The 25,330-nt window shown below is 56.2% G+C and carries 21 protein-coding genes; 17 read left to right on the top strand and 4 right to left on the bottom strand.

Translation table 11 applies throughout. From position 1 onward, the window contains the following. Positions 1–7: 7 nt before the first annotated feature. A complete protein-coding gene (gene alsE / locus AC3WS9_RS01980; protein WP_492486400.1) occupies positions 8–703 on the top strand; it encodes a D-allulose 6-phosphate 3-epimerase in 696 nt (231 codons plus the stop codon). Beyond that, positions 687–1,631, top strand: coding sequence for an allose kinase (alsK, locus tag AC3WS9_RS01975; protein ID WP_492486398.1), 945 nt, complete (start codon positions 687–689; stop codon positions 1,629–1,631). Before alsE ends, alsK begins: the two co-directional genes overlap by 17 nt. Here alsK and AC3WS9_RS01970 read toward each other — a convergent pair. Continuing rightward, a complete protein-coding gene (locus tag AC3WS9_RS01970; protein ID WP_492486396.1) occupies positions 1,585–3,864 on the bottom strand; it encodes an ATP-binding protein in 2,280 nt (759 codons plus the stop codon). The genes alsK and AC3WS9_RS01970 overlap by 47 nt on opposite strands. A gap of 289 nt (positions 3,865–4,153) precedes the next feature. On the opposite strand from AC3WS9_RS01970, the gene AC3WS9_RS01965 reads away from it, so the two are divergent. The 6 genes from AC3WS9_RS01965 to AC3WS9_RS01940 all read left to right on the top strand — a co-directional run bounded on the left by AC3WS9_RS01965 (position 4,154) and on the right by AC3WS9_RS01940 (position 10,311). Continuing rightward, the gene (locus tag AC3WS9_RS01965) at positions 4,154–5,671 is read left to right on the top strand and encodes a sugar ABC transporter ATP-binding protein (RefSeq protein ID WP_285145611.1); all 1,518 of its coding nucleotides are present in this window, start codon (positions 4,154–4,156) and stop codon (positions 5,669–5,671) included. After that, positions 5,668–6,663, top strand: coding sequence for an ABC transporter permease subunit (locus tag AC3WS9_RS01960; protein ID WP_282494730.1), 996 nt, complete (start codon positions 5,668–5,670; stop codon positions 6,661–6,663). The genes AC3WS9_RS01965 and AC3WS9_RS01960 overlap by 4 nt, the downstream gene beginning before the upstream one ends. 32 nt (positions 6,664–6,695) lie before the next feature. Continuing rightward, positions 6,696–7,637, top strand: a complete 942-nt coding sequence (locus tag AC3WS9_RS01955; RefSeq protein WP_100777973.1) for an ABC transporter substrate-binding protein — start codon at positions 6,696–6,698, stop codon at positions 7,635–7,637. A 124-nt stretch (positions 7,638–7,761) separates the two neighbouring features. Next, entirely contained in the window at positions 7,762–8,448 is a 687-nt protein-coding gene (locus AC3WS9_RS01950; protein ID WP_285155471.1) for a D-lyxose/D-mannose isomerase, read from the top strand. Between the two features lie 10 nt (positions 8,449–8,458). Then, the gene (locus AC3WS9_RS01945) at positions 8,459–9,319 is read left to right on the top strand and encodes a ketose 1,6-bisphosphate aldolase (protein ID WP_282494732.1); all 861 of its coding nucleotides are present in this window, start codon (positions 8,459–8,461) and stop codon (positions 9,317–9,319) included. Then, complete coding sequence (locus AC3WS9_RS01940; protein ID WP_492486392.1) at positions 9,319–10,311, top strand: carbohydrate kinase family protein; 993 nt, start codon at positions 9,319–9,321, stop codon at positions 10,309–10,311. Before AC3WS9_RS01945 ends, AC3WS9_RS01940 begins: the two co-directional genes overlap by 1 nt. Here the strand turns inward: AC3WS9_RS01940 and AC3WS9_RS01935 are convergent. Further along, a complete protein-coding gene (locus AC3WS9_RS01935; RefSeq protein ID WP_492486390.1) occupies positions 10,308–11,039 on the bottom strand; it encodes a response regulator in 732 nt (243 codons plus the stop codon). The two genes, AC3WS9_RS01940 and AC3WS9_RS01935, sit on opposite strands and share 4 nt — an antisense overlap. Before the next feature lie 258 nt (positions 11,040–11,297). Between AC3WS9_RS01935 and fdhF the strand changes: the two genes are divergently transcribed. Beyond that, the gene (gene fdhF / locus AC3WS9_RS01930) at positions 11,298–13,445 is read left to right on the top strand and encodes a formate dehydrogenase subunit alpha (RefSeq protein ID WP_492486388.1); all 2,148 of its coding nucleotides are present in this window, start codon (positions 11,298–11,300) and stop codon (positions 13,443–13,445) included. A 37-nt stretch (positions 13,446–13,482) separates the two neighbouring features. On the opposite strand, the gene AC3WS9_RS01925 is transcribed toward fdhF, so the two are convergent. Continuing rightward, entirely contained in the window at positions 13,483–14,133 is a 651-nt protein-coding gene (locus AC3WS9_RS01925; RefSeq protein ID WP_492486386.1) for a helix-turn-helix domain-containing protein, read from the bottom strand. A gap of 359 nt (positions 14,134–14,492) precedes the next feature. Here AC3WS9_RS01925 and AC3WS9_RS01920 point away from each other — a divergent pair, with 359 nt between their 5' ends. The 7 genes from AC3WS9_RS01920 to AC3WS9_RS01890 all read left to right on the top strand — a co-directional run bounded on the left by AC3WS9_RS01920 (position 14,493) and on the right by AC3WS9_RS01890 (position 21,456). After that, positions 14,493–15,011: a fimbrial protein gene (locus tag AC3WS9_RS01920; protein WP_492486384.1), complete on the top strand. Its 519-nt coding sequence runs from the start codon at positions 14,493–14,495 to the stop codon at positions 15,009–15,011. Between the two features lie 203 nt (positions 15,012–15,214). Beyond that, positions 15,215–15,751 carry a fimbrial protein gene (locus AC3WS9_RS01915; protein WP_492486382.1) on the top strand — a complete coding sequence of 179 codons (537 nt, stop codon included), beginning with the start codon at positions 15,215–15,217 and terminating at the stop codon, positions 15,749–15,751. Positions 15,752–15,788: 37 nt separating this feature from the next. After that, positions 15,789–16,460 (top strand): fimbrial biogenesis chaperone, encoded by a 672-nt coding sequence (locus AC3WS9_RS01910; protein WP_282494739.1) that lies wholly within the window; start codon positions 15,789–15,791, stop codon positions 16,458–16,460. 77 nt (positions 16,461–16,537) lie between these two features. Then, entirely contained in the window at positions 16,538–19,069 is a 2,532-nt protein-coding gene (locus AC3WS9_RS01905) for a fimbria/pilus outer membrane usher protein (protein WP_492486379.1), read from the top strand. Positions 19,070–19,079: 10 nt separating this feature from the next. After that, positions 19,080–20,093 (top strand): fimbrial protein, encoded by a 1,014-nt coding sequence (locus AC3WS9_RS01900; protein ID WP_492486377.1) that lies wholly within the window; start codon positions 19,080–19,082, stop codon positions 20,091–20,093. Between the two features lie 154 nt (positions 20,094–20,247). Next, positions 20,248–20,721, top strand: coding sequence for a hypothetical protein (locus AC3WS9_RS01895; RefSeq protein ID WP_492486375.1), 474 nt, complete (start codon positions 20,248–20,250; stop codon positions 20,719–20,721). Positions 20,722–20,778: 57 nt separating this feature from the next. Further along, on the top strand, positions 20,779–21,456 hold the full coding sequence (locus AC3WS9_RS01890; RefSeq protein ID WP_282494860.1) for a tetratricopeptide repeat protein: 678 nt from the start codon (positions 20,779–20,781) through the stop codon (positions 21,454–21,456). 87 nt (positions 21,457–21,543) lie between these two features. Here the strand turns inward: AC3WS9_RS01890 and gltP are convergent, their stop codons facing one another. Continuing rightward, entirely contained in the window at positions 21,544–22,857 is a 1,314-nt protein-coding gene (gltP, locus tag AC3WS9_RS01885) for a glutamate/aspartate:proton symporter GltP (protein WP_282494743.1), read from the bottom strand. A gap of 420 nt (positions 22,858–23,277) precedes the next feature. On the opposite strand from gltP, the gene acs reads away from it, so the two are divergent. Continuing rightward, the gene (acs, locus tag AC3WS9_RS01880; protein WP_285145603.1) at positions 23,278–25,236 is read left to right on the top strand and encodes an acetate--CoA ligase; all 1,959 of its coding nucleotides are present in this window, start codon (positions 23,278–23,280) and stop codon (positions 25,234–25,236) included. Positions 25,237–25,330 lie beyond the last annotated feature (94 nt).

The raw sequence follows: 25,330 nt of genomic DNA, 5'->3' as shown, positions 1-25,330 counted from the left end.
ATCTGACATGAAAATTTCTCCTTCTCTGATGTGCATGGACCTCGCCAGGTTCCAGGAACAAATCGCCTTTATTGACCAGCACGCCGACTATTTCCATATCGACATCATGGACGGCCATTTTGTCCCGAACCTGACGCTGTCGCCGTTTTTTGTCGGCCAGGTGAAAAAGCTCGCCAGCAAACCGCTGGACTGCCACCTGATGGTGACGCGCCCGCAGGATTACATCGGTGATTTGGCGCGTGCCGGGGCAGATTACATCACCCTGCATCCTGAGACGATCAACGGCCAGGCGTTCCGTCTGATCGAAGAGATCCGCCGCCACGGCATGAAGGTCGGGTTGATCCTCAACCCGGAAACCCCGGTGGACGCCATGAAATACTATATTCATAAGGCGGACAAAATCACGGTGATGACCGTCGACCCGGGCTTTGCCGGACAACCCTTTATCCCGGAGATGCTCGATAAAATCGCCGAGCTGAAAAGCTGGCGCGAGCGTGAAGGCCTCAGTTTTGAGATTGAAATCGACGGGTCCTGCAACCAGAGAACCTATCGAGAGCTGATGGCGGCGGGCGCGGATGTGTTTATTGTCGGCACCTCCGGGCTGTTCAATCATGCGGATAATATTGGCGACGCCTGGCAGCTGATGAGCGAGCACATTCTGGCGGCCCGAAACGAGGTAATGCCTCATGCAAAATCGGCGTAACGTGGTGGCAGGCGTGGATATGGGGGCAACGCATATCCGTTTTTGCCTGCAGTCAGAGGATGACGAGGTGCTGCACTGCGAAAAACAGCGCACCGCGGAAGTCATCCGTCACGGCGTGGTGTGCGGCGTGGCCGCGATGATCCAGGCGCAGGTCGACCACTTTCAGGCCCGCTGCTGCGGGCTGGTGATGGGCTTTCCGGCGCTGGTCGGCAAAGACAAACGCACCATCATCTCGACCCCCAATCTGCCGCTGCAGACGACAGAGCTGCACGATCTGGCAGGCAAACTGGAAGATGCGCTCGGCTGTCCGGTGGAATTTTCCCGCGACGTCAATTTACAGCTCTCCTTCGACGTGGCGCAAAACGATCTTGTGAATCAGCAGGTTCTGGCCGCCTATCTGGGGACCGGCATGGGCTTTGCTATCTGGCTGAACGGTGCGCCATGGACCGGCGCACACGGCGTGGCGGGCGAGCTGGGTCATATTCCGCAGGGCGACAGGTCACTGCGCTGCGGATGCGGGAATTCGGGATGTCTGGAGACCGTCTGCTCCGGGATTGCCCTGGCGAACTGGTATCAGCAGCAGCCGCGGGAATACGCGCTGGGGGATATTTTTACCCACTGCGCAGACGAACCTTTTGTCCAGGCGCTTCTCGACCATGCCGCGCGCGCCATCGCCACCAGCGTGAATCTGTTCGATCCCGATGCGGTCATTCTTGGCGGCGGAGTGATGGATATGCCTGGATTCCCGCAGGAGTCGCTGATCGAAAAAATTAAGCAGCATCTGCGTCGACCATTGCCGTATCAAGCGGTCCGCTTTATCGCGGCCTCCTCCTCTGCCTTTAACGGCGCACAGGGCGCAGCCACCCTGGCCCGCAGCCGCTTTACCCCGACACCTTCCGCAGCGCCTGCGCCAGTTGCGCTTGGGTGAAGGGTTTTCGCAGTAGCTCCACGTCGGGCAGCTGCGGGTTGTGGGTCGGGCGTAAATCCTGGCCGCTGACCAGCAGCACCGGCAGATGCGGGAAATGGGTGCGGACGTGGTGGATCACCTCCGCGCCGCTCATTGTGCCGGGCAGCATCAGGTCGCTGATAAAGAGTTCGATATCAGATGACGCCTCCAGCATCGCCAGCGCCTGTTCGCCGGTTTCGGCCTCCAGCGTCAGGTAGCCGAGCTGATGCAGCTGTTCGCACAGGGTCTGGCGCACATCGGTTTCATCTTCGAGGACCAGCACCAGCCGATCGCTCTGTTCGGTTTCTGCTGTAGCGGGCATTTCATCGCCTGAGACCACCGCCTGCGCGGAGCGCGGGAGCTGGAGGCGTACGGTGGTGCCCTGCCCCGGCGCGCTTTCGATTTCAACCCGCCCGCCGGACTGGCGCGCAAACCCATACACCATCGACAAGCCCAACCCGCTGCCGCTGCCCGTCTGCTTAGTGGTGAAGAAGGGTTCGAACACCTGAGATTTGACCTCCTGCGACATCCCGCAGCCATGGTCGATCACCTCCAGCGCGACCATGTCCTGCCTGCGCCCGTCGCTGCGGGTCACGCGCTGGTTCCAGGTCCGAATGCGGATCACGCCGCTCTGCCCCTCCATCGCGTCGCGGGCGTTCATCACCAGGTTAATAATCGCGTTTTCCAGCTGGCTGACGTCAATCCACGCGGGCCACGCCGGGTGTTGCGCTTCGATATCCAGCGTCAGAGTGGCGGGCAGCGAGTGATGCATTAGCTCACCGAGGTTTTCCAGCAGGGGTTTCATCTCCACCGCGTGCGGATGCAGGGACTGTTTGCGCGAGAAAGCCAGCAGACGCTGGGTCAGGAGCGCGCCGCGTTCGGCGGCTTTCAGCGCGCGGGTGATGCGCGGCGCATCGGGCGACTCGGGATCGACCAGCTCCAGGCTGCCAATAATTACCGCAAGCAGGTTGTTAAAATCATGCGCCAACCCGCCCGTCAACTGCCCGACGGCCTTCATTTTTTGACTGTGCAGCAGCGCCTCCTCCAGCCCCACACGCTCGAGCCGGTCGATCTCCATCTGGGTGGTTTTCTCTTTTAGCAGCCGGGTGGTGTGCTCCAGCGATGCGGTGTTGCGGGCAAAGACGTTGAACGCGCGCGCCAGCTCGCCCAGCTCGTCCCGACGCTGGAGCGCGGGCACCGACACATCCGGTTCGCCGTGGGCCAGACGCGACATCGCCCGGGAAATCGCCGTCAGGTTGGAGCCTAAGTTGCGGTAGATGTACCAGCACGCACAGCCGGTAATAATCAGCGCCAGTACCGCGAAGACGCTGATAAAAACGCTGATGGAGCGCAGCTCTTTGTGGCTCTGGGCGGTACGCAGCTCGGACGCCTGCGCCACCTGCGCCACGTACTGATTGATATCGCTGTTTAAAATCGCCACCAGCGCTTTGATGTGGAACATGTACCAGCTGATGGCGAGATCGCTCTCTTCAAGCTGCCTGGAGAGGGGAGCGAGCTTGCTCAGCTCGGCATTGAAATCCGGCAGGACAAAGTCGATCACCGGCTGGCGGGCGGTCTGCGGCAGCGTGGTCGTGACCGTATTCAGCTGCTGAATGGTGGCGCGCGGAGACGGGGTTTCAATCGCCGCCATAATCAGCCGGTCCATTTCCGCCAGCTGTCGCGCGTCCGGCACGTTATCGCCGAAGCGACGGTTGATGTCCTGCAAATGGCGCAAAAAACTTTGGCTTTGATAGAGCGAACTGAGCAGCGCGTTGCGCTCGAGATGTCGCCGCTGGCCGCGCTCCAGCATCCCGGTGACGCTCTGCTGTAATTCATTACTCCGGCGAATGATTCGTGCCACCAGCGCCGGTTCTTCCTGCGCCAGCGGCGCGTCGGCGAGCTGTTCCAGCGAATGGCGCAGCGCCGTCTGGGTCTGCTTCAGCCTGTCGGCCTCGCTTTTGTACTCCAGCGCCCCCACCACCTGCGAAAGACGCACCGCCGCCGTAGCGACGTTGGCGGTATCGCGCGCCAGATTCATGCTGCCGGTCATGTCGTTCAGGGTCTGCTGCTGGATCTGCTCCTGAATCTGGCTGGCATGACGAAAGCCGAGTACCGCCACGCCGCTGACCATCAGCGTCACCGCCACCACCAGCAGATTGAATATCAGCAGGCGGCCACGGGCGCTGGCGAAAAAGGGGGGGCGGCGTGATGGCATGTGGGCTCCGGTGTGGTGTGGTGCGGTTTGATGGCCCCTCACCCCGACCCTCTCCCCAAAGGGGCGAGGGGGAAAAGACTGCACCGAGCAGTCCCTCTCCTCAGTGAGAAAAGACCGCACCGAACAGTCCCCTCTCCCCTTTGGGGAGAGGGTTAGGGTGAGGGGAAAAGCACAAAACTGTGACGCCCATTAACTATTCATAACTATGACAAATATGAACGGCTTCTGACATTTTGCATTTACGAACCTGTGATGGACTGCTGATATCGACCTTCACAGGAGATCCGCCATGAGCAGGACCCCGGTATTAGAGATGCGCAACATTGCCAAAACCTTTGGCAACTTCCACGCGCTCAAGGGTGTGGATCTGACGGTCTGGCCCGGCGAGATCCACGCGTTAATGGGCGAAAACGGCGCGGGCAAAAGCACCCTGATGAAGATCCTCGCGGGAGCGTACACCGCCACCAGCGGTGAGATCCTGATCGACGGCCAGCCGTATCACATCAAAGGCCCGAAAGACGCCCTGGCCGCAGGCATTACCCTGATTTATCAGGAGATGCAGCTCGCGCCGAACCTCACGGTGGCGGAAAATATTTTCCTCGGCAGTGAGCTGTCGCGCGCCGGGCTGGTGCAGCGCAAAGAGATGGCCGCGCAGGCCCAGACGGTAATTGACCGCCTCGGCGCCCATTTCAAAGCCACGGATTTAGTGATGAAACTGACCATCGCCGAGCAGCAGCAGGTGGAAATCGCCCGCGCGCTGCACCGCAACAGCCGCGTGCTGGTGATGGACGAACCCACCGCCGCCCTCTCCTCGCGCGAAACTCACCGCCTGTTTGAACTGATTCTGCGTCTGCGCGATGAGGGGATGGCGATTATCTACATCAGCCACCGCATGGCGGAGGTGTACGAGCTCTCCGACCGCGTCAGCGTCCTGCGCGACGGGCAATACGTCGGGAGTCTGACCCGCGACAAACTCAACGCCTCCGAGCTGGTCAGGATGATGGTTGGCCGCCCCTTAAGCGACCTGTTTAACAAAGAGCGCGATATCCCCCTCGGCAGCGCACGCCTTAACGTTCATCACCTGACGGACGGCAAAAAAGTGCAGCCGTGCAGCCTGCAGGTGCGCTCCGGGGAGATCGTCGGTCTCGCCGGGCTGGTCGGGGCCGGACGTTCGGAGCTGGCGCAGCTGATCTTCGGCGTGCGCAAAGCGACGGGCGGCATGATTGAAGTCGACGGCGAGCCGGTGGTGATCCACTCCCCGCGCGCCGCCATCGACCACGGCATCGGGTTTTTAACCGAGAATCGCAAAGAACAGGGGCTGTTTCTGGAGCTGGCGGCGCAGGAGAACATCACCATGGCGACGCTGGAGCGCGATTCCACCTGGGGCATGTTGGACCGCAAAAAAGCCCAGTCGATCTCCGATGACGCCATTGCCCTGCTCAACATCCGCGTCCCGCACTCCCAGGTGCGCGCGGGTGGGCTGTCCGGCGGCAATCAGCAAAAGCTGCTGATCTCCCGCTGGGTGGCGATTGGCCCGCGCATTCTGATCCTCGATGAGCCGACGCGCGGCGTCGATGTCGGAGCGAAAAGCGAGATCTACCGGATCATGAACCAGATGGCGCGCAAGGGCGTGGCGATCCTGATGATCTCCAGCGAACTGCCGGAGGTGGTCGGCATGAGCGACCGGGTCTACGTGATGCGCGAAGGGAGTATTGCCGGGGAGCTGCTCGGCGAAAGCATCACTCAGGAAAATATTATGACGCTGGCAACCGGCGTCAACGACACTCATCAGGCGGTGAACTCATGACACATTCAACTAACCCGCAGCAGGTGGCGAAATCCGCCTCCGCCAAAAAAATGCTGATGAGCGATCTGATGCAAACGGTCGGGATTTTGCCGATTCTGATCCTGATCGTGGCGGTCTTTGGCTTTATCGCGCCGAACTTCTTCACCGAAAGCAATCTGCTCAACATCACCCGTCAGGCGTCGATCAACATCGTGCTGGCTGCCGGGATGACCTTCATCATTTTAACCGGCGGGATCGACCTGTCGGTGGGGTCGATTCTCGGCACCACGGCGGTGGCGGCGATGGTGGTCTCCCTTATTCCCGAACTGGCGATGCTGTCGATCCCGGCGGCGCTGATGCTCGGCATGGTGCTGGGATTGTTCAATGGCGCGCTGGTGGCCTTTGCCGGACTGCCGCCGTTCATTGTCACCCTCGGCACCTATACGGCCCTGCGCGGCGCGGCCTATCTGCTGGCCGACGGCACCACGGTCATTAACTCGAATATCAATTTTGAATGGATCGGCAATAACTATCTCGGCCCGATCCCGTGGCTGGTGGTGATCGCCCTGGCGGTGATTGTGGTGTGTTGGTTCATTCTGCGCCGTACCACGCTCGGCGTTCATATCTACGCGGTGGGCGGCAACATGCAGGCGGCGCGTCTCACCGGGATCAAAGTCTGGCTGGTGCTGCTGTTTGTCTACGGCATGAGCGGCCTGCTGTCGGGCCTCGGCGGGGTGATGAGCGCATCCAGGCTGTACAGCGCTAACGGCAACTTAGGCACCGGCTATGAGCTGGATGCCATCGCGGCGGTGATCCTCGGCGGGACCAGTTTCGTCGGCGGGATCGGCACGATCACCGGCACGCTGGTGGGCGCGCTGATCATCGCCACCCTGAACAACGGCATGACGTTAATGGGCGTGTCCTACTTCTGGCAACTGGTGATCAAAGGGGCGGTGATCATCATTGCGGTGCTGATCGACAAATACCGTACCCGACACCATCAAAGTGCATAACAACAACACCCTACGATAATGAGGAAAACAGCATGAGATTGAAGCCACTGGTTACCGCGCTCTGTGCTGGCGCACTGCTTGCCGCAGCCCCGTTTGCGCAGGCGAAAGATCTGAAATCCATCGGCGTGACGGTGGGCGATCTCGCCAACCCGTTCTTCGTGCAGATCACCAAAGGGGCGGAGCTGGAAGCCCGCAAACTGGCGGGGGATAACGTCAAGGTGACGCTGGTCTCCAGCGGCTACGATCTGGGCCAGCAGGTTTCTCAGATTGATAATTTTATCGCCGCGAAGGTCGATATGATAATTCTCAACGCCGCCGACTCGAAAGGGATCGGCCCGGCGGTGAAGCGCGCGAAAGAGGCGGGCATTGTCGTGGTGGCGGTTGACGTGGCGGCCGAAGGGGCCGATGCGACCATCACCTCCGATAACACCCAGGCGGGCGAAATGGCCTGTAAATACATCACCGACCGCCTGAAAGGCAAAGGCAACGTGGTGATCATCAACGGGCCGCCGGTCTCCGCGGTGCAAAACCGTGTCGAAGGCTGTCAGACCGAGTTCAAGCGCCACCCGGATATCAAAGTGCTGTCGGATAACCAGAACGCCAAAGGCAGTCGCGAAGGCGGGCTGGAAGTCATGACCGCCCTGCTGGCGGCCAATCCGAAGATCGACGGCGTGTTCGCGATTAACGATCCAACGGCGATCGGTGCCGATCTGGCAGCGAAACAGGCCCAGCGCAGCGAGTTCTTCATCGTCGGCGTGGACGGCAGCCCGGACGGCGAAGAGGCGCTGAAGCGCGAGAACTCCCTGTTTGTGGCAACGCCTGCGCAGGATCCGCAGGTGATGGCGGCCAAAGCGGTGGAAATTGGCTATGACATTCTGCAGGGCAAACCTGCGCCGAAAGAGCCTGTGCTGATCCCGGTGACGATGATCGATAAGAAGAGCGTCGGGACGTATAAGGGGTGGACGGTTAAGTAATATTTGTGCGGTTTGATGCCCTCACCCTAACCCTCTCCCACAGGGAGAGGGGACTTTTTTCTCCCTCTCCCCTGGGGAGAGGGCCGGGGTGAGGGGCCCAGCGCGCACCTAAAAAGGAGTTCCCATGAAACGCTCCGACATCAACGAAATCCTCGGCCATACGCGGCAGTTCTTTTCGATGCATGACGTCCACCTGCCGCCGTTCGCCAGCTTTCCGCCGACCCAGTGGCGACAGCTCGACGCCTGCGCCTGGCGCGAAGTCTTCGACCTTAAACTCGGCTGGGACGTGACCGCTTTCGGCGGCAACAACTTTCCCGCGCAGGGACTCACCCTGTTCACCCTGCGCAACGGCTCGCCGAACGGCACGCCTTACGAAAAAACCTACGCGGAAAAAATCATGCACGTCCGCGACGGGCAGGTCACGCCGATGCATTTCCACTGGCGTAAACGCGAAGACATCATCAATCGCGGCGGCGGGAACCTGATTATCGAGCTGTGGAACGCGGGCGGGCATGAAGAGACGGAAAACACCGACGTCACGGTGGTGGTCGACGGCTGCATGCAGACCCACGCGCCCGGCAGCCAGCTGCGCCTGACACCCGGGGAGAGCATCTGTCTCACGCCCGGCCTGTACCACAGTTTCTGGGGGGAGCGCGGATTTGGCGATGTGCTGGTAGGCGAAGTGTCGTCGGTGAATGACGACGAACACGACAACCATTTTTTGCAGCCGCTCTCGCGCTACAACAACATTGAAGAAGACGAACCGGCGGTGCTGGTGCTCTGCAACGAGTACAGCCTGTTTCGAACTTAAGGAGTGAATGATGCCGCTAATTTCTCTCGCCGCCGGGCTGGAACACGCCCGCGAACATCGCTACGCCCTCGGCGCGTTTAACGTTCTCGACTCCCACTTTTTGCGCGCCCTGTTCGCCGCGGCAAAGCAGGAGCGCTCGCCGTTTATCATCAACATCGCCGAAGTGCATTTTAAATATTTGTCTCTCGATTCATTAGTCGAAGCGGTCCGTTTCGAGGCCGCGCGACACGATATTCCGGTGGTCCTCAATCTCGACCACGGCCTGCATTTTGAGGCGGTGGTGCGGGCGCTGCGCCTGGGCTTCAGCTCCGTGATGTTTGATGGCTCCACCCTCAGCTATGAAGAGAATATTCGCCAGACCCGGGAAGTGGTGAAGATGTGTCACGCCGTCGGCGTGTCGGTGGAAGCGGAGCTGGGCGCGGTCGGCGGTGACGAGGGCGGCGCGCTGTACGGTCATGCCGACGAAGCCTTTTTCACTGACCCGGCTCTGGCGCGCGAGTTCGTCGATCAGACCGGCATTGACGCCCTGGCCGTCGCCATCGGCAATGCCCACGGGAAGTACAAAGGTGAGCCGAAGCTCGATTTTGCGCGCCTTGACGCCATCCGCCAGCAAACCGGCCTGCCGCTGGTGCTGCACGGCGGGTCCGGGATCAGCGACGCCGATTTCCGTCGCGCCATTGAGCTCGGCATTCACAAAATCAATTTTTACACCGGGATGTCGCAGGCGGCGCTGGCCTCCGTCGAGCAGCGCATGACTCATCGTCAGCCGATCTACGACGAATTCGCCGAGCTGCTGTTAGGCATCGAAGAGGCGATTACCGACACGGTGTCTGAACAGATGCGTATTTTCGGCAGCGCGGGGAAAGCCTGATGGAACGCCGGGGCGTTATCGCCGCAGGAAACATGCTTGTCGATCATGTTCATCAGATTGTGCAGTGGCCGGAGCGCGGCTGGCTGGCGGAGATTATTCACAGCGAGCGGGCCACCGGCGGCGCGCCGCTGAATGTGTTACTGACGCTGGCGAAAATGCACGTCGGCCTGCCGCTGCAGGCGGTCGGGCTGATTGGCGACGACAGCGACGGGGACTACATTCTGGCGATGCTCGACCAGTACCACGTCAACCGCCAGCGGGTGCAGCGTACCACCTTTGCGCCGACCTCCATGTCGCAGGTGATGACCGATCCCAGCGGACAGCGCACCTTTTTCCACTCTCCGGCGGCCAACCGCCTGCTGGATCTCCCGGCCTTTGATCGCCTCGATCCGTCGATGAAGATTTTCCATCTCGGGTATCTGCTGCTGCTCGACAGCCTGGATCTGCCGGACGACGAGTTTGGCACCCGAAGCGCGCGCCTGCTCTCCCAGATGCGCGATCTGGGGTATGAAACCTCGCTGGATTTGGTGTCGCGCAAACGCGACCCGCGCTATCAGCCGCTGGTGCTCCCTGCCCTGCGCTACGTGGATTTTCTGGTGATTAACGAGCTGGAGGCCGGGGAATTTAGCGGGCTGGAGATGCGCGACAGCAGCGATGCGCCGAACATTTTGCATATCGCCGAAGCCGCATCGCAGCTGCTGGCGGCGGGCGTGCGTCAGCGCGTGGTGATCCACTGCCCGGAAGGCGCGTGGGGCCAGGTGCCGGGCGAGCAAGGCCAGTGGGTGCCGTCCCGTCAGCTGGAACAGGATGAGATTATCGGCAGCGTCGGCGCGGGTGATGCGTTTTGCGCCGGATTTTTATACGGCTGCCATGAGGCGTGGTCCCTGCCGGAGAGCATCGCCCTGGCGCACGCCTGCGCGCGGGCCAGCCTGCTGGCGGCCAATGCCATTGATGGGGCGAAAACGCTGGTCGAGCTGGAGGCGAACCTTTAAGCCGCTTTATCGTTATGAGAAACGTCTGCGGCAAAGACATACCCGAGGCCGCGAATGGTTTTGATCAGCAGAGGCTGATGAGGGTTAATTTCGATTTTTCGCCGCAGGCGCATGATCAGCACGTCGATAGTACGATCAAACACCTCGGCGCTTTCGCTGTGGGTCAGCTCCAGCAGCTGTTCCCGGCTCAATACCCGCCGGGCGTTCTGGGCCAGCGCCAGCAATAAACCGTACTCGCCCTGAGTGAGCGGAACGGTGGCCTGCTGCGGGGAGCTCAGCTCACAGCGAGTGGTGTCGAGCGTCCAGCCGTTAAAGCCTAAACCCGACGCGCGCGGAGCCGTCGGTTCCGCTGCCAGCACGCCGGTTCGACGCAAGACCGCTTTGACGCGGGCAACGACGACGCGCGGATTAAAGGGTTTGCCGATGTAATCATCCGCGCCCATCTCCAGACCGACCACCACGTCCGATTCACTCCCCAGCCCGGTAAGCATAATCACCGGCAGCTCGGGGCGCTGTTTTTGCAGCTGCTGTAAAACCTGCAAGCCGTTGATATCCGGCAGCATCATATCCAGCAGCACCAGCGCAATGCCCGGCTCACGCTGGGCCAGCGCCAGCGCATCCCGCCCGGTGTGGCAGACGTGCACCGTAAAGACATGCTCGTTGAGCACATCCTTCAGCAGTTCGCAGACCGCCGTATCGTCATCAACCACCAGAATCGCCGGTTTCATCGCAGGGTTCCGTCAGGGGATTATGTTAAGTCTGACCTATTCTGCAATCGGCTCCAGCCAAATTCCTTTCGGCGTGACGGAATTTCAACCCATGTCACATCCGCTGCCCCTTCGACACGTCAATTTTGACGATTGCCTGCGTCTCGTCAGGGTTTTAACCAAACATCGGCCGTAAAGTCAGGGGATACCCACAATAAAAACATGGCATAGAAGCTGCATAATGGCGTGGGAAAGCATTGTTTAACTGGAGCGAGACCGATGAAAAAAGTCATCACGGTTTGCCCCTATTGTGCCTCGGGTTGCAAGATCAACCTGGTGGTCGATAACGGCAAAATCGTCCGGGCGGAGGCTGCACAGGGTAAGACCAATCAGGGCACGCTGTGCCTGAAAGGCTACTATGGCTGGGATTTTATTAACGATACCCAGATCCTCACCCCCCGTCTGAAAACCCCCATGATTCGCCGTCAACGCGGCGGCAAGCTGGAATCCGTCTCCTGGAACGAGGCGCTGGACTACGTCGCCAGCCGCCTGAGCGATATCAAAGCCAAATACGGCCCAGACGCGATCCAGACCACCGGCTCATCGCGCGGAACGGGTAATGAAACTAACTATGTGATGCAAAAATTCGCGCGCGCCGTTATTGGTACCAATAACGTCGACTGCTGCGCTCGCGTCTGACACGGCCCATCGGTTGCAGGTCTGCACCAGTCGGTCGGTAACGGCGCAATGAGTAACGCTATCAACGAAATCGATAACACCGATCTGGTGTTTGTTTTCGGCTACAACCCAGCGGATTCCCACCCTATCGTGGCGAATCACGTGATTAACGCGAAGCGAAACGGGGCGAAAATCATCGTCTGCGATCCGCGTAAAATCGAAACTGCGCGCATTGCGGATATGCATATCGCGCTGCGCAACGGCTCGAACATCGCGCTGTTGAATGCGCTTGGCCACGTTATCATTGAAGAAAAACTGTACGACCAGGCGTTTGTTGCCGCGCGTACGGAAGGCTTCGACGAGTATCGCAAAATTGTCGAGGGCTACACGCCTGAGTCGGTGGAAGCGATTACCGGCGTCACGGCGCAGGAAATTCGTCAGGCGGCGCGGATGTATGCGGCGGCGAAAACCGCCTGCATCCTGTGGGGCATGGGCGTGACCCAGTTCTATCAGGGCGTGGAAACCGTGCGCTCCCTGACCAGCCTCGCGATGCTGACGGGCAACCTCGGCAAACCGCACGTCGGCGTCAACCCGGTGCGTGGGCAGAACAACGTTCAGGGTGCCTGCGATATGGGCGCACTGCCGGATACCTATCCGGGCTATCAGTACGTCAAGTTCCCGGAAAACCGCGCGAAATTCGCGAAGGCCTGGGGCGTTGAAAGTCTGCCGGAACACACCGGATATCGCATCAGCGAGCTGCCGCACCGCGCGGCGCACGGTGAAGTGCGTGCGGCCTACATCATGGGCGAAGATCCGCTGCAAACCGACGCCGAGCTGTCGGCGGTGCGCAAAGGCTTTGAAGATCTCGAGCTGGTAATTGTGCAGGACATCTTCATGACCAAAACCGCGGCGGCGGCGGATGTGATTTTACCGTCAACGTCGTGGGGCGAGCACGAAGGCGTCTACACCGCAGCGGACCGCGGCTTCCAGCGCTTCTTTAAAGCGGTCGAGCCGAAGTGGGATCTGAAAACGGACTGGCAAATCATCAGCGAAATCGCCACCCGCATGGGTTATCCGATGCACTACAACAACACCCAGGAGATCTGGGACGAGTTGCGCAATCTGTGTCCGGATTTCACCGGGGCAACCTATGAAAAAATGGGTGAGCTGGGCTATATCCAGTGGCCATGCCGCGATGAGTCAGAGGCCGACCAGGGCACGTCGTATCTCTTCGCCGAGAAGTTCGACACCCCGAACGGGCTGGCACAGTTCTTCACCTGCGACTGGGTCGCGCCTATCGACAAACTCACCGACGAGTATCCGATGGTGCTCTCAACGGTGCGTGAAGTGGGCCACTACTCCTGTCGCTCGATGACCGGGAACTGTGCGGCGCTGGCCGCACTGGCCGATGAGCCGGGCTACGCGCAGCTTAACACCGCCGACGCCGAACGACTGGGCATTGAGGATGAAGCGCTGGTGTGGGTGAACTCCCGCAAAGGCCGCATCATCACCCGCGCGCAGGTCAGCGATCGCCCAAACAAAGGGGCGGTGTACATGACCTACCAGTGGTGGATTGGCGCCTGTAACGAGCTGGTGACGGAGAACTTGAGTCCGATAACCAAAACGCCGGAATATAAGTATTGCGCCGTGCGCGTCGAGGCGATTGCTGACCAGCAAAAAGCTGAGCAGTACGTGATTGATGAATATACGAAGCTGAAAGCCAGGCTGCGTGAAAGCGCGATGGGCTGATGGCCGTGAAGCGCCCCCGAAAGGGGGCGTTTTACGATCAGTACTTCAGGGGCAATTCGGTGATTTCCACCAGATTGCCCTTTTTAATGTTGATGTACCCGCCCTTTTTTAATTCCGACAGGATCGCCAGAATGTGGCTGCGCGACAGCAATGTTCGTTCATGAATAAACTCCGTCACATTGATCTCTGCTCTGACATCCGCATTTTTACTCGCCAGATCAATCAGTTGATACCTGACTTTTTCATAGAAGGTCGGGGCGATCATCTGCATGTTGTAGTGCTGGTAATGGCCAATAATGTACAGCAGAGTGATGGAAAAACTCTTCCACAGCTGCTGCTTATCCAGAATGTCAAAAATATCCGAGAGTGGGACCACCCCAATGCGAACGTCCTTAACGGTGGTGATGTAGGACGGGTCCAGCGACGATGCAAAGTTACTCATCCCCAGAATCGCCGGGCCGTAAACGGTTCCCAGCACCAGACCATCTCTGACGCGGTTCACATGGACCGAACCTTCACTGATCAGATAACATTTCGGCTCTTGCTGGGTGATGAGATCTAAACGCTGGCCGTGACGAAATGTTATCCATGTCGCCTCACAGGACAGTGCCGCAATCAATCGCTCAATGTCGTCGACGGGCTTGGTAAATCTGTACTCGGACAACGAATTCAGTTCGTTTCTTTTCATATCGTTATGTTCAATACATCCATCACGAAAATGGTTTGAACAGAATTATAGCCAATGATTATGCATCTCTCCCGCTGCGCTGGCACACAGTGGGATCCGTCCAGGGCCTCATTTTTTTTACCCTACCCAGATTTCCTTTGCCGCATGAGGCAAAGGAGGGTTTATCCTTCCGGTTTTAATCAAATTCTGAATTCAGAGAGAAATATTCTTGAAGGCCCACCACCTGCAGGCGCATTATTACCACCGGAATTGATGAGAACAACCGCATTGATTCATGCATGATATTTTTGATATCTGAAACATCACTGTTTCTGACAACTCACCATCCGGCCCTAAGCTGAGAATATAGATACAATAGTATGAGAAAATTAAATACCGCTGTTTTGGGTTCGCTTTTATTTATTTACTCAATATTATCCTGGGCAGGTGATATGGATATAATCAATATTAATGGCAGAATTACAGCGGCTCCCTGTAAAGTCGACACTGACAGTCTTAATGTTGCTGTCTCGTTGGGTGATAATATTATGATTGGCGATTTAAGCAAAGCTGAGTCATCAACACCCTGGGTCGCCTTTCATTTAAAAGTTGTCGACTGTCCGGCCGCCATCACCAAAAGCACTGTCACGTTCAGCGGCAAAGCAGATACCGACAATCCAGAAAATATGTATGCTAATGACGGAACGGCTAAAAATGTCGCCGTCGAATTACAGGGCGTTCACGGGGAACCTCTTGGCAACGGTAAATCTCTGACCGGTGCCATTGATGTCGACCGCACCTATACATTTAACTTGCTGGCGCGTGCATACAGTGCCACAGGTAAAGCAACTGCCGGAAAAATCAGTGCTTATGTGACGGCGACGTTTACGTATCAATAATCTGCTGCCGCGCAGAAGCAAGAAAACCTCCTTTAAAAACAACGAACAGCCGTAATTACGAATTCAGAGGGAATATTCCTTTAATTTAATCATACCTTCACGGAAAATAGATTCACCAACCTAATGCCGGACATATCATTCGTTAATATTCCGAATTCAACCCTGTAATCAATACATTTAATCCACGTACCATAGAGGTAAATATGAAACGCCAGTTAAAACTAATCCTGCTGCTTTCCAGTAGTGTCCTGGGCTCTCTTTCTGCTTACGCTGAAGACGGAAAAATAAACTTTACCGGTGAAATTCTTGATGCCGCCTGTACCGTTGATATTGGCTCCGGTAATACGATGACCGTTGATTTGGGAAAAATCAGCAAAAGCACTTTCGACAAATCAGGAGCGACATCCGCGCCGACCGCTTTTACCCTGACGCTAAAAGATTGCCCAGCGGCGGTAACGTCGGCAGCGATTAAATTTGATGGTACCGCGCTCGGGGGTGATGACAATATCCTCGCCCTGACCGAAGGAACGACTGAAGCCCCTTCGGCTACAGGTGTCGGTATTCAGATCCTGGATGACGATAACACCATTGTGCCACTGGCGACCGCCTCCAAGAGCTATACCCTTGAGGCAGATACTGATAATAAGCTGAATTTCAGTGCTCGCTATATTTCCAATAGTAATACGGTCGTGGCGGGCTCAGCAGACTCTGCGATCAGTTTCACTGTTAACTACAACTAATATCTGCCATCAAATAACTAAACCCGAGATTAAATAAATGAAAATCACTTCATTACCTGCCTTCGCTTGTCTTTTATTTTCAATTCATGCTGCTCATGCTGGTGTGGTAGTGGGTGCAACACGGGTCATTTATGACGGAGAGAAAAAAGAAAGCTCACTCCGCGTAGAAAACCCGGATAAAACGCCTTATTTAATCCAGTCATGGGTTGAAGCCACGGAGGGAGGTGCTAAAAAAGCACCGTTTGTTATTACACCACCCCTGTTCCGTCTGGATGCTGAGCAGAAAAATATTCTGCGCATCGTCCAGGCGGGCAGTCTTCCGCAAAATCAGGAGTCTCTGTTTTGGTTAGATATTAAGTCCATTCCTTATGTCGCCAAAGCGCAAAATACGCTGCAGGTTGCTATCAAGACCCGGATTAAATTGATTTATCGTCCAGAGACATTAAAGAGCGGCCCTGAGTCAGAAACTCATTCGCTGACCTGGCACTACGCCGGCAATGCGGTTCAGGTCACTAACCCGACAGATTATTATATGAACTTCTTCTCGATTAGCGTAAACGGCAAAGAACTCCCGGATGCCACTCTCGTTGCACCCCATGCCACAGCACAGTTCAAGGCTGTCGGCGGGCCATCATCAGGAAACGTGAGCTGGAAATTGATCAATGACTCTGGTGCGACAGGCCCGGAACATACCGCATCAATGAAATAATACTTTTTTTCCTGACTTATTCCCCTTGTTAAGCGAAAGCTTAGCAACACTATTTTATTGCCAGAAGGAGGTATGTGATGAAATATAATTCAATTTTAAAACATGCCTTTCTGGCAACGCTAATTTCTCAGGCATTAACAGTTTATGCCCATGCTGAACCTAAAAATGGAGAGATGTATTTTAATCCTGCATTATTAGAGACCGAAGATAACCAGCAGAGCAAAACCGATCTCAGTACTTTTGATGGCGGCACTCAGGCACCGGGGACGTATCACGTTGATATTTATCTTAACAAAGAAAAAATAGACACCCGCGATATCGAATTTAGTCTGACCAATAATCCTGGCGGTCAATCCGTTCTGCAGCCCTGCCTGAATATCAGCGACTTAAAAAAATACGGCGTCAGAACAGAATTATTTCCGGCGCTGTCGAACGGCTCAAACTGTGCCGATTTATCCGCTATTCCTCAGGCTTCTGCCACGCTGACGTTTAGCACCATGCAGCTGGAGATCAGTATTCCGCAGGCGGCCATGACGCCTCGCGCTCGCGGCTATGTACCTCCAGATCAGTGGGATAACGGTATTACCGCGTTCTTAATGAACTATAGCTTTTCCGGCGATAACAGTTCGGCTCGCAGCGGCAATGGCCAGAACAGCAATAGTCAATATGCGAACCTGCGTCCGGGCCTGAATGTCGGACCGTGGCGGTTGCGTAATTACTCCACCTGGAGTCGCAACAGCAACGGCTCAGAAGACTTGAGCTCCGTTTACACCTATGCGCAACGCAATATCGTCAAGCTGAAAAGCCAGTTAACCCTCGGAGATAGTTCATCACCTTCAGATGTCTTCGACAGCATTCCGTTTCACGGTGCGCAAATCGCCTCGGATGACGACATGCTGCCGGACAGCCTGCGCGGTTATGCGCCCGTTGTGCGCGGCATTGCCCGCACTAACGCCCAGGTCATCATTCGCCAGAATGGCTATGAGATCTATCAAAGCTATGTCGCCCCAGGTGCATTCGAAATCACCGATATGTTCCCGACCGGCGGTAGCGGTGATTTAGATGTGACGATTAAAGAGAGTGACGGTAGCGAACAGCACATCATCGTCCCCTTCGCCTCCCTGCCCGTGCTGCAGCGTGAGGGACATTTTAAATACAGTTTTACCGGTGGCAAATATCGCTCCTACGACGCCAGCACTCTGGAAACGCCGTTTGTACAGGGAACCGCGATGTACGGTTTGCCCTGGGGCATTACGCTCTACGGCGGTGTTCAGAACGCGAAAACCTATCGCTCCGCAGCATTAGGCGTAGGTGTGAACGTCGGTAATATCGGTGCGGTATCGATTGATGATACCAAAGCCTGGTCAACGCCTTTTCATCGCGAAAAAGAGAGCGGGCAATCATGGCGCATTCGCTACAGCAAAAGTATTTCGCAAACCGGTACCAGCTTCTCCATCGCCGGGTATCGCTACTCGACGGATGGCTATTACAGCATGCAGGATGTTTTCGACACCTATGGCGGCGACACCGCATCAACGTCGCAAAGTCGCAGCCGGAAAGAGCTGACGATAAACCAGAACCTGTGGAAAAACGCGGGTTCGCTGTCAGCCAGCGTAGTTGCGGAAGATTACTGGAATAGCAACCAGACCACGAAATCGGTCAGCCTCGGATACAACAACAGCTGGCATAACATCAGCTACAGCTTCAACTACAGCTATAACCTGAATACGTCAGCCAGCGACAACAGCGATAGCACCGACGATCACGATCACCTCTTCTCGCTGAACATCAGCGTGCCACTTGATCGTTTCCTGGGTAATACCTACGCCAGCTACGGGATGAATACCAGCAAACAGAGCGGCACAAGTCACACCGTTAGCCTGAACGGCACTGCGCTGCCTGACAATAATCTGAGCTGGGGAGTGCAGGAAGGTTATGCCTCTGACGGCCAGGGTGATAGCGGCAGCTTGAGTTCGAGCTATCGGGGCACTTATGGCCAGGCAAACGCCGGTTACAGCTATAGCCGTGACAGTACGCGTCTGAATTACGGTATCGCCGGAGGCGTGGTCGCCCATGCCAATGGCATCACATTGAGCCAACCATTAGGCGAAACCATTGCGCTGATCAAAGCACCGGGCGCCAGCGGTGTGGGCGTCAACAACCAGACCGGCGTGAAAACCGATTATCGCGGCTATACCGTACAGACTTACCTGAGTCCATATCGTAAAAATGATGTCAGCCTGAACCCGGAAACCCTGCCCGAGAATGTGGATATCGCCTTAACCAGTAAAACCCTGGTCCCCACTCGCGGCGCAGTCGTTCGCGCTGATTTTGAGGCCCGCGTGGGCAATCGTGTGTTGATGACGCTGTTGAAAATGGGAGGCGCGCCTGTTCCTTTCGGCGCCACCGTGACAGACCCGACAGCACCTGATGCTCAGGGCTTTATTGTCGGCGATGCGGGTCAGGTCTATCTGACCGGTTTAAGCCAGCACGGCACGCTTAAAGTGCAGTGGGGACAAAATTCAGATGAACAATGCCAGGTCGACTATTCGCTGCCGGACAGCGAACCGCAAAGTGGCATCATGCTTGTTAACCAGCAATGTAAATAAGAGATCGCATATGTTTAAGACTTACTGGAAATTCGTTTATCTCGCTTTAGGGCTGATATTGTTTATTTTGCATCCGCTTAGGGTTCAGGCTGCTGAGCCAGCTTGCGAATCTCAGGGAGGCTATTATGTTGCGCATTCCGATGTCCAAATGGCCAATGATGCGCCAGCCGGAAGTTCCAGCTCTGCGGTGGTGGGCAATGGGTCTCAATATTCATTCGCCTGCCCGTTTGTGACTTCAGGTGTGTACAGGATCTCTTTCAAAGTTACGGTAGACGCCACCCCCGTAAACGGATTTACGGATGTTTATCCTACCGATGCCCCTGGAATTGGCGTTCGCTTTCATTTCCAGGATGACTCTAATCTTTGTGACATAAAATATGGCGATACTATCGAAAACGCCTCAAGAGTATTCAGCTGTACGTTGTCGAGTAGCACCAATCCACTGACGTTTATTAGTTCAGCCATTGAACTGGTTAAAACAAATAGAATCCTTACTGGCGGACAAGTCAGGCAACTCCCGGTCGTGAAGACCAGCTACCACATGGAGGGTAACGCAGAAGAGTACACCCTGAACCCAATATGGAGCGGTTCAAGCATGATCTACATTGATATGAGCCCATGCGGACTGACGACGCACTCCTCCTCCGTCAATTTAGCCGATGTCGCAGGATCCTCCTTTACGGGGGAAGGCAGTACCGCTGGCGATAAATCCTTTAACGTGAGTCTGACTTGCACTTCGGGTAACAAAATTAGTCTCTCCCTGCAAGGCACAAAAAATAAAGATGTCAGTGACACCAGCGTGCTGGCACTGACCGATGACGGTGCTCCGGGGGTTGCCACCGGGATTGGCGTGCAGATCCTCACAGACGGTACCCCGCTGAAGCTGAACGACACAATCAATCTCGCCACTGCGGCAGGCGGGGATCAAGATTTCACCTTTGTCGCAAGGTATATCCAGACGAAACCGACGGTCGGTGAAGGTACGGCAAATAGCGTAGCCACGCTCAATATGACCTTCCAGTAATTCCCTCACCGGGATATCAATAAATAAAGCACCCCGATAAATGAAAATAATCGTACTAAGCAATGATCATTTTTTTGCGCAGAGCGTCTCCGCGTCATGCTCTAAAATAAGGTCAGATTCACCGTCTGAGAAATGTCTTGTTCTTGTTGATGTCATGAATATCAGCGATTATCGTGCGCTGGATGCATCACTCACGGCTGCAGAAAACACTACACTGGCCTTTGTATTTAATCATGTCAGTCATCTTCACTTTATTGATCCCATGCTGCTGAGTTTATTAAGCGAAAAAGTGAATATCACCGCGATCTCACGTAAAGCGCAGGTATTCGAATATCAGGCATTATTTAATAACAAGCGTTGCCTGATTAAACACTCACCTTCGCCTGAGAATATTTTTACCTCAGCAGAGAAGAACCTTATTCATTCTCTGGGAAACACCGCAACGTCGGGCGGTGAGATCGAACCCGAAACAAATCGTAAATGCTTCAGCGCCCGCAAGCGCACGGTAATGAAAAAAACGCATATTGCCACTCATACCGAGCTGCATGAGGTGGTGATGAAAAACCAGGCGCTCACCCGTGCGCTTACTGAACTGCTCAGCGAGTGTACATTCTGCGCCCCCATTTAATTCTTTCTGCACGACCTTTATACTGCGACTCTTTCCCGACACCGACGAACACAGATGATGAAACGCTGCAGTGTATTGCTGTTACTCCTATTGAGCTGGTTTGTCAGTGCAGACGAACCCGGCAGCCAGTATAAGCAACAGGCCGAGGCGGGCGATGCGCGGGCCCAGTACTATCTGGCCGACACTTACTTCAGCGCGGGCGATGATACTCAGGCGGAACAGTGGGCCGAGAAAGCGGCCAAAGGCGGAGACATCGATGCGATGGCACTGCTCTCGCAAATCCACTTTAAACATGCCGACTATGCCGAGGCGAAAACTCTGGCGCAGCAGGCGACCATTGCGGGCAGCAAACGCGGGGCGATCATGCTGGCGCGTCTGCTGGTGAATACCCAGGCCGGGAAAACCGATTATCCGCAGGCGATCAAACTGCTGCAAACCGCCACAGAGGATATCGACAGTGATTCCGCCGTCGATGCGCAGATGCTGCTGGGGCTGATTTACGCCAACGGCGTGGAGATGGCACAGGATGATGCCCAGGCGCAGATGTGGCTCAAGCGCAGCTCGGCCCTGTCGCGCACCGGTTATGCGGAATATTGGGCGGGTATGGTTTTCCAGCAGGGTGAAAAAGGGTTTATTGCTCCGAACAAACAGAAGGCGCTGTACTGGTTTAACCTGAGCTGTACCGAAGGGTTTGATACCGGATGCGAAGAGTTTGATGCGTTGAGCGGGGAGTAAAAAGCCTGATGGCGCTGCGCTTATCAGGCCTACAAAACTCACAGTAGGCCGGGTAAGGCGAAGCCGCCACCCGGCTTTTTTTTGGCCTTACTGATCGGCGGTCTTATCAAAACGACCCAACACGTCGCGTTCGTACGCCAGCGCTTTTTTGCGGTCGAACTGATGTTCCCACTTGGCGATCACCAGCACCGCCAGCGCATTCCCCACCACGTTCAGCGCGGTACGCGCCATGTCGAGAATACGGTCCACACCGGCGATAAACGCCAGCCCTTCCAGAGGAATACCGACGCTACCGAGCGTCGCCAGCAGCACCACGAAGGAGACGCCCGGAACGCCCGCGATCCCTTTCGAGGTCACCATCAGGGTCAGCACCAGCACGATTTCCTGCCACAGAGACAGGTCGATTCCGTACAGCTGCGCAATGAAAATCGCCGCGATACTCTGGTACAGCGTTGAACCATCAAGGTTAAAGGAATACCCCGTCGGCACCACGAAGCTGGTGATCGACGCCGGTGCGCCGTAGGCTTCCATCTTCTCAATAATACGCGGCAGCACGCTCTCGGAGCTGGCCGTGGAGTAGGCCAGAATCAGCTCGTCTTTCAGGATACGAATCAGGATCCAGATGCTCAGCCCGCAGATGCGCGCCACCAGGCCCAGCACCACCAGCGCAAAGAACAGAATCGCGAAGTGAACCAGGATCACCAGCTTCGCCAGCGGCCACAGGGAAGCAAAGCCGAAGTTCGCCACCGTCACGGCAATCAGCGCAAACACACCGACCGGCGCGTAGCGCATCACCATGTGCGTCACTTTGAACATGGTTTCGGAGATAGAACGGAACACCGTCACCAGCGGTTCACGGTGCGTCGCCGGCAGAGAGGAAAGACCCAGACCAAACAGCACCGAGAAGAAGATGATCGGCAGCATTTCGCCCTTCGCCATCGACGCCACGATATTGGTCGGCACCAGCGACAGGATAGTTCCCATCAGGCCATGCGCGTGGCTTTGCACGTCTGCGGTTGTGCTTTGGTATTTCGAAATATCCACCGTTGCCAGCTGCGACATATCAATCCCGGCACCCGGCTGGAACACGTTCGCCAGCGTAATACCCAGAATGATAGCAACCGTAGTGATCACTTCGAAATAGATGATGGTTTTCGCGCCGATACGCCCTAACTGCTTGGCATCGCCCACGCCCGCAATACCCACAATCAGCGTGGAGATCACAATCGGGACAACAATCATTTTGATCAGGTGGATAAAGATATCGCCCGCCGGGGACAACATGTTCGCCACCAGCCATTCGCGGTCGTCACTGTGATAATGCAGATAACTACCCAGCAAGATGCCCAGCACCATCGCCAGCAAGATTTGCCAGGCGAGGCTGATTTTCAAATTTTTCATAAAAAAAGACTTCCTCAATGAAGCGCCCTTCCCCTCATGACTGGCAGGAATGGCACATACTGAAAGGGTATGAATTGTGTTGCGTTGGTTTATAGGGTTTTTAACGCGCCGTATCAGTATCATTTGCATGGCCTGCTGCGCAACCCTTAAAGAACGAGGCTTTCCACTGCCAAAAGGTCTTATGACGCTAATTTGTAATAATTCTTATAAATAACCTTTTGTTATAAAAACGCTTTTTTCCAGCCAATTGTGAATAATCCAGATTGTAAATTATTTCCCTTCAAAGTTTCATTTGCTGCTTTTTTCACCTGTTCATTTATTGCGTGATCTGTCGCCCAAATAACAAACAAAGCGACCAAAACCCCTACAATTAACGTTTTTGCGACATATTATTAACATCCTAAAAGGAGAACAAAAGCCATGAGCCAAATACACAAACATGACATTCCCGCAAACATTGCGGACCGTTGCCTGATCAATCCGGAGCAGTACCAGCAAAAGTATCAACAATCCATCTCCGAGCCTGACGCCTTCTGGGGTGAGCAGGGTAAAATTCTTGACTGGATCACGCCGTATCAGAAGGTGAAAAACACCTCTTTTGCGCCAGGCAATATCTCCATTAAATGGTATGAAGACGGCACCCTGAACCTGGCCGCAAACTGCCTGGACCGCCATCTTGCCGAGCGCGGCGACCAGACCGCGATTATCTGGGAAGGCGACGACGCCTCGCAGAGCAAACACATTACCTATAAAGAGCTGCACCGCGACGTTTGCCGCTTTGCCAACGTATTGTTAGCTCAAGGCATCAAAAAAGGCGATGTGGTGGCGATTTATATGCCAATGGTGCCGGAAGCGGCGGTGGCGATGCTCGCCTGCGCGCGCATCGGCGCCGTGCATTCGGTGATTTTCGGCGGTTTCTCGCCGGAAGCGGTCGCCGGGCGCATTATCGACTCCAGTTCAAAACTGGTGATCACCGCTGACGAAGGCGTGCGTGCCGGTCGCGGCATCCCGCTGAAGAAAAACGTCGATGAAGCGCTGAAAAACCCGAACGTCAAAACCATCACCAACGTCATCGTTCTCAAACGCACCGGCGGCAACGTCGAGTGGAAAGAGGGTCGCGACCTGTGGTGGAGCGATCTGATTGAGAAAGCCAGCGACCAGCATCAGCCCGAAGCGATGAACGCCGAAGATCCGCTGTTTATCCTTTATACCTCCGGCTCCACCGGCAAGCCTAAGGGCGTGCTGCACACCACTGGCGGGTATCTGGTTTACGCGGCCTCAACCTTTAAATACGTCTTCGACTATCACCAGGGCGATATTTACTGGTGTACCGCCGACGTCGGCTGGGTCACCGGCCACAGCTATCTGCTGTACGGCCCGCTGGCCTGCGGCGCGACCACGCTGATGTTTGAAGGCGTGCCGAACTGGCCGACGCCTGCCCGCATGTGTCAGGTGGTCGATAAGCATAAGGTCAATATTCTCTATACCGCACCGACCGCGATCCGCGCTCTGATGGCCGAAGGCGACAAAGCCATCGAAGGCACCGACCGCTCCTCCCTGCGCATTCTCGGCTCGGTTGGCGAGCCGATTAACCCGGAAGCCTGGGAGTGGTACTGGAAGAAGATCGGCAACGAAAAATGCCCGGTGATGGACACCTGGTGGCAGACCGAAACCGGCGGCTTCATGATTACCCCGCTGCCGGGTGCGACGCAGCTGAAAGCCGGTTCCGCGACCCGTCCGTTCTTCGGCGTGCAGCCTGCGCTGGTGGATAACGAAGGTAACCCGCTCGACGGCGCGACCGAGGGCAACCTGGTGATCACCGACTCCTGGCCAGGCCAGGCGCGAACCCTGTTTGGCGATCACGACAGATTCGAGCAGACCTACTTCTCGACCTTCAAAAACATGTACTTCAGCGGCGACGGCGCGCGTCGTGATGAAGACGGTTACTACTGGATCACCGGTCGTGTGGACGATGTGCTGAACGTCTCCGGCCACCGTCTGGGGACGGCGGAGATTGAATCGGCGCTGGTGTCCCATCCGAAAATCGCCGAAGCGGCGGTGGTGGGCATTCCGCACAACATCAAAGGCCAGGCGATTTACGCCTACGTCACCCTGAACCACGGCGAGGAGCCGACGCCAGAGCTGTACACCGAAGTGCGTAACTGGGTACGAAAAGAGATCGGCCCGCTCGCCACGCCGGACGTGCTGCACTGGACCGACTCGCTGCCAAAAACCCGCTCCGGCAAGATCATGCGCCGTATTCTGCGCAAAATCGCCGCGGGCGACACCAGTAACCTCGGCGATACCTCAACGCTCGCCGATCCTGGCGTGGTGGACAAACTGCTCGAAGAGAAGCAGGCCATCGCAATGCCTTCTTAACTCACTTTTTTCTCCCTCTCCCTGTGGGAGAGGGCCGGGGTGAGGGCATCAGACCGCACCTTTCCCCCCTCACCCTAACCCTCTCCCTCAAGGG

The sequence above is a fragment of the Lelliottia sp. EB106-05-01-XG201 genome, from assembly GCF_058791735.1.
This window is presented reverse-complemented; position numbering and strand designations above follow the sequence as displayed.

Bases quoted from the DNA above. Each gene is read 5' to 3' on its own strand.
- alsE (WP_492486400.1), top strand. From the start codon at position 8: ATGAAAATTTCTCCTTCTCTGATGTGCATGGACCTCGCCAGGTTCCAG.
- alsK (WP_492486398.1), top strand. From the start codon at position 687: ATGCAAAATCGGCGTAACGTGGTGGCAGGCGTGGATATGGGGGCAACG.
- AC3WS9_RS01970 (WP_492486396.1), bottom strand. From the start codon at position 3,864: ATGCCATCACGCCGCCCCCCCTTTTTCGCCAGCGCCCGTGGCCGCCTG.
- AC3WS9_RS01965 (WP_285145611.1), top strand. From the start codon at position 4,154: ATGAGCAGGACCCCGGTATTAGAGATGCGCAACATTGCCAAAACCTTT.
- AC3WS9_RS01960 (WP_282494730.1), top strand. From the start codon at position 5,668: ATGACACATTCAACTAACCCGCAGCAGGTGGCGAAATCCGCCTCCGCC.
- AC3WS9_RS01955 (WP_100777973.1), top strand. From the start codon at position 6,696: ATGAGATTGAAGCCACTGGTTACCGCGCTCTGTGCTGGCGCACTGCTT.
- AC3WS9_RS01950 (WP_285155471.1), top strand. From the start codon at position 7,762: ATGAAACGCTCCGACATCAACGAAATCCTCGGCCATACGCGGCAGTTC.
- AC3WS9_RS01945 (WP_282494732.1), top strand. From the start codon at position 8,459: ATGCCGCTAATTTCTCTCGCCGCCGGGCTGGAACACGCCCGCGAACAT.
- AC3WS9_RS01940 (WP_492486392.1), top strand. From the start codon at position 9,319: ATGGAACGCCGGGGCGTTATCGCCGCAGGAAACATGCTTGTCGATCAT.
- AC3WS9_RS01935 (WP_492486390.1), bottom strand. From the start codon at position 11,039: ATGAAACCGGCGATTCTGGTGGTTGATGACGATACGGCGGTCTGCGAA.
- AC3WS9_RS01925 (WP_492486386.1), bottom strand. From the start codon at position 14,133: ATGAAAAGAAACGAACTGAATTCGTTGTCCGAGTACAGATTTACCAAG.
- AC3WS9_RS01920 (WP_492486384.1), top strand. From the start codon at position 14,493: ATGAGAAAATTAAATACCGCTGTTTTGGGTTCGCTTTTATTTATTTAC.
- AC3WS9_RS01915 (WP_492486382.1), top strand. From the start codon at position 15,215: ATGAAACGCCAGTTAAAACTAATCCTGCTGCTTTCCAGTAGTGTCCTG.
- AC3WS9_RS01910 (WP_282494739.1), top strand. From the start codon at position 15,789: ATGAAAATCACTTCATTACCTGCCTTCGCTTGTCTTTTATTTTCAATT.
- AC3WS9_RS01905 (WP_492486379.1), top strand. From the start codon at position 16,538: ATGAAATATAATTCAATTTTAAAACATGCCTTTCTGGCAACGCTAATT.
- AC3WS9_RS01900 (WP_492486377.1), top strand. From the start codon at position 19,080: ATGTTTAAGACTTACTGGAAATTCGTTTATCTCGCTTTAGGGCTGATA.
- AC3WS9_RS01895 (WP_492486375.1), top strand. From the start codon at position 20,248: ATGAATATCAGCGATTATCGTGCGCTGGATGCATCACTCACGGCTGCA.
- AC3WS9_RS01890 (WP_282494860.1), top strand. From the start codon at position 20,779: ATGAAACGCTGCAGTGTATTGCTGTTACTCCTATTGAGCTGGTTTGTC.
- gltP (WP_282494743.1), bottom strand. From the start codon at position 22,857: ATGAAAAATTTGAAAATCAGCCTCGCCTGGCAAATCTTGCTGGCGATG.
- acs (WP_285145603.1), top strand. From the start codon at position 23,278: ATGAGCCAAATACACAAACATGACATTCCCGCAAACATTGCGGACCGT.